This is a genomic window from Protofrankia sp. CiP1_Cm_nod4 (genome assembly GCF_982290645.1).
Window position 1 is genome coordinate 10519 of sequence record NZ_CEVIVC010000125.1, and the last position, 4451, is coordinate 14969.

At 74.7% G+C, this 4451-nt stretch carries 3 protein-coding genes; 1 reads left to right on the top strand and 2 read right to left on the bottom strand.

All coding sequences use genetic code 11. From position 1 onward, the window contains the following. Both AC5LSR_RS19130 and AC5LSR_RS19135 read right to left on the bottom strand, forming a co-directional pair. Nucleotides 1-1692 (bottom strand): hypothetical protein (locus AC5LSR_RS19130; RefSeq protein ID WP_493468755.1); only part of this gene is annotated, 1692 nt, incomplete at its 3' end. Between the two features lie 418 nt (nucleotides 1693-2110). Continuing rightward, nucleotides 2111-3631: a lipopolysaccharide biosynthesis protein gene (locus AC5LSR_RS19135; RefSeq protein WP_493464490.1), complete on the bottom strand. Its 1521-nt coding sequence runs from the start codon at nucleotides 3629-3631 to the stop codon at nucleotides 2111-2113. 201 nt (nucleotides 3632-3832) lie between these two features. Here AC5LSR_RS19135 and AC5LSR_RS19140 point away from each other — a divergent pair. Further along, nucleotides 3833-4451: glycosyltransferase family 4 protein (locus AC5LSR_RS19140; RefSeq protein ID WP_493468756.1), on the top strand; the 619-nt coding region annotated here is incomplete at its 3' end.

The following is a 4451-nucleotide window of genomic DNA, read 5'->3' on the forward strand; positions in this document are numbered from 1 at the left end:
CGTCATCCGCCTGCCCCGGCCGGACGGGCGGACGGCCCGCACCGTGCCGTCGAGACCGGCGAGCACGACCGCCCCGCTGGCCGGATCGAACACGATGCTGCGGACCAGGCCGCCCGTGTCGGTGCCCGCCACGAAATGCTCCGGCGGGTTCGGCACCCCCCAGCTACGCCACGGCCAGCCGTCGGTCGCCGGGGTGCGGGTGACCAGGCCACGGTTACCGTCGATCTTCGGATAGACCGCGAGCGTCGCCGCGTGCAGCCCGTCCGCGTGGGTGCGGGCGACGTACAGGGTGCCGTTGTCGTCGAAGCACGCGGTCTCCATGCGGGAGCCGTCCACCGCGGCCCGCACCGCGGTGCTACAGGGAGTGATCGTCCCGCTCCCCTGGCCCGCGCCGCCCGCCGAATAGGAGAACTCCTGGACCGGGAAGGGGACCACCCGGTTGTCAGCGGTCCGGCAGTCACTGATCAACACGAAGCGCTCGTCGCCGGCCGTGGACGTGGGGTCGGTGACGACCTCCCGGGGATTGACCACCACCGGCACGCCGAAGACCTGGACCTCCGGGTACTGCCAGGACGCGCGTACCCGGCCCGCGGTGTCCACGACCAGCAGCGCCCCCTGGTCGGTGCCCAGGCTCGAGGACCCGAAGTACTGTGCGATCACCAGGTGGCCGCTGGCCGGCAGCCGGCCGATCGCGGCCGGGCCCCGCGACCACCGCGGCTCCCCGCGGCCTTCGTGCGGAAAGGCGTTCGCGGCCGCCTCCGGCGGCGCGGCCGCCGCAAGCTGGTCGGTCGTCCACGACCGCGTCGGATCGTAGCTCCAGGGCTGGCCGGGAGCGGGACGGCGGATCTGCCCGAGCGCCGGCAGCTCCCCGTACACCGCCGTGTCCCAGCCGAAGTACGACACGGCCGAGACGAACATCACCCGCTCGTCCGGAGCCGAACCGGTCACGATCACGTCGGCGACGTCGGCGCCGCCGACGCCACGGAACCCCGTATCGGCCCGGGGCAGCTGCGTCCGCCCGGTGCTCGACGGCACGACCAGCCGGGTGAAACGCATCGAGCCGGGCTCGAACGCCGCGATCTCCATCCCCGTCCCGGTGGGCTGGGCCTGGTTGTCCGAGAACGGCGTGGTCGCGGTGAAAACCGTCCCGTCGGAGGTGACGGTCGACATGTAGGCGGCCTGACCGGGGCCGAAACCCCAGCCGGGCACGTCCACCGTGACGATCCGGGTGTCCCTGACGCCGTCCTGGGAGCTGTCGAGGTCGCCGAAGCTGCCGGGCGCGCCGAACAGCGCGAGCGCGCCCATGCCGGCGGTATCGCCGTGATCGTAGATACGTTCCGTGCCGAACAGCAGCCTGGCCGTGCCGGCGAGCGCGCCCAGCCCCGCCGTGGTCGCGCCGGCCACCGCCCAGCGGCGGGTCACGCCCCGCCGTTTCGCCCGCGGCCGGTCCGGGCATGCGCAGGTGTCCGTACGTTCATGGCATTCTTCGCATTCCCGCCGTTCCTGATGCTCCCGGTGTTCCTGTCCTGCCGCGTGGGCACCATGGGACGACGGCGCGGGGGCGGCGCTGGCGGTGACCCGCGCGGGCACGGCGGCGGGCGGCACGGCGACAGGCGTCGGCGCGGACGCGGCGGCGGGCGGCACGGCGGCGGGCGGCACGGCGGCGGGCGGCACGGCGGCGGGAACGGCCACCGGGACGGCCGGCTCGCGCTCCGCCGGGGCGGCCGGACGGCGCCGGAGGCGGACCGGAATCCACTCCCGGGGCGGGACCACCGGCTCGCGCCGGCCCGCCGGCCGGTCACCGGCACGAGGGGATACGTCACCGGGTGTTGGCGTGTGCCCCCCCGGTACGGAATCCCGACGCATGCCTCCTAGTGTCCGATGAGCGCATGGCCCGGGTTCGCCGGGATCGGAAAACCTGTCGGGTGACCTACCTTTCGGTTTGGGGCTCGGTCTGGGGCTCGGTCTGGGGCTCGGCCTGGGGCTCGGCCTGGGGCCGGTTCAGCGCCGCCCGGAACCGCCCCGGCAGGCCCGGTGGCACCGGATCCCCGCCCAGCGGCACGTTCGCCAGCTCTGATCGACGATCAGACGATCAGACGATCGCTGACGGCTACTCGGCGCGGCTGAGGATGAGCGCCTCCGGCTCGCGGACCGTCTCCCGGTCATGCCCTCCCACCAGGCTGGCCGGGTCGCGGCGGGGCCACCTGCCCGATCGCTGGCCGGCAGCCGGCTCCCAGCCGCCGGGCCGCCCGCCCGGCTGGGCCCGCGCCGCCGGGCCGGCCGCCTGGCCCGGCGGCGTGCCCGCGGCCATCGCCAGCACTGCGGGCGAGTGCGCCCGCACCACCATGAGGCCGGCCAGCGAGACGGTCACGGCCTGGCAGACGAGCGCCATCGTCGCGGTGGCGACCAGATCCCCACCAGCCATGATCAGTCCACCGCCGGTCAGCACGGTCCCGGCCGCGAGCACACCCACCACGCCGCGGCGGCCCGCGCCCAGCAGGTAGTTGGTGAACAGCAGTGTCACGGCCAGGCAGGTCATGGCGAGCGCCAGCACCCACAGCGCGGGCGCGCCCGCGGTCAGCTCAGGGCCGAAGACCTCCGACAGCAGGAGCCGGGCGGCCACCGCGCCGACCGCCACCAGCAGCAGCCCGGGAGCGATCACCCAGCCGACCGCCGCGAGCAGCGCCGCCGTGGCGGGACGGCCCTGCTGCCGGCGGCGGGCCGCCTCCGGCAGCAGGAAGTTCGCCACGGCCAGCCCGATGAACACCGGTACCTTGCAGGCCGTGGCGATGGCGGCGTACGGCCCGACCGAGCCGGGATTGAGCCAGCCGACGATGACCACGTCCATGTTCTGCAGCATGGCCAGCGGCACGAGCGCGGCGAGCGCGGTTGTCGTGTCGCGCCGCAGGGCGTGCCTGGTGCGCACCGTGGAGACGGGCGGCAGGAGGATCGGCCCGGTGGAGCCGATCCGCTCGTCACAGGTGGCCGCACACCGGATATCCGCTACTTTGCGTGATGTCCGCGCGCTACGCCGCCGAGCGTGCTCGGTCGCGAGCGCGATACCGACGATCAGGCCGAGGCCCGCGCCGTTGACGCCCAGCCCGGCGAACATCAGACCGATGGTGACGGCGATCCGGGCCGCGCCCTCCAGGACGAAGTTGCGGGCCAGGTCCTGATAGGAGCGGCGGGCCTGCAACAGGCCGCGCTCGACCGACAGCGACACCCACACCCCCGCGGCCACGACCGCCTCCGCGATCGCCAGCGGATGCGGATAGGACAGCACCGTCGCCGCGGGCCTGGCGGCCAGCAGGCCGAGGACACCGGCGACGGCCACCCCGACCGCGCAGACGCCACGCAGCCGGCGGATCCAGAACCCCCGCTGGTGCCGGGTGTGGCCGGGCGCGGAGGTGTCCCGCTGCACCACCGCGATCTGCAGGGCGGAGCCGCCCATCGACAGGATCAGGAAGATTCCGGTCTGGACGACCAGCGCGCCGTAGTTGGCGGCGTCGAGCGCCCGGGCGAACACCAGGTTGGCCAGCAGGTTGCCGCCGTTGACAGCGAACCCGGCGGCCGCGAGCACCCCGGGCCCCTGGAGGGCACGCGCGAGCGCCGCACGTCCGACGTTCGTCACCCGTCTCCTTCCGCCCGGCCCCGCTTGCGCGGATCCATTTTGCCGCCCTTTGCCGGGCATCGCTGATCCACGGTAAGCCACCGCCCGCGTCCCAGCGACGTCCGGTCCCTGCGATCTGGCACCATCGTCGCGGGCTGGGGCGGGGGCTGCGCCACCGGCGTCAGCAGGTTGACGACAGCCCGTCCGTGAAAGGAGTCGCCGGTGCCCGTGACCGCAGCGCCCACAGGCAGTCTGAGCAGGTGGATCGACGCGCTCGCCGGCCGTCGTGTGGTGTTCCTCAACTGGCGTGATCTCGACCACCCGCAGGCCGGTGGTGCTGAACTCTACTGCCAGTCGGTGGCCGAGCGCTTCGCCGCGGCCGGCGCCCGGGTGAGCCTGCTCACCGCCCGGCCGGCCGGGCAGGCCCGGTCGGCCACCGTCCGCGGCGTCGAGATCCACCGCCGCGGCGGCACGTTCGGGGTGTACCCGGCCGTCCTCGCCCGGCTGCTGCGTGACCGCCGCGGGGTCGACGCGGTGGTGGACTGCCAGAACGGCATCCCGTTCTTCAGCCCGCTGGCGCTGCCCGCGGGCACCGCGGTGGTCCAGGTCCTGCACCACGTCCACCAGCGGCAGTTCCCGCTCTACTTCCCGGCGCCGGTGGCTAGGGCCGGGCAGCTGCTGGAGACGCCGGGAAGCCGCTGGGTGTACGGGCGGCGCCCGGTGGCGGTGGTGTCACCGTCCACCCGGGACGAGGCCCGGGACGTGCTGAGGCTGGCCGGGCCCCGCTTCATCGTGCCCGGTGGCGCCGACAGCCCGGTGGGCGGCGCGGCCCACCCCACGT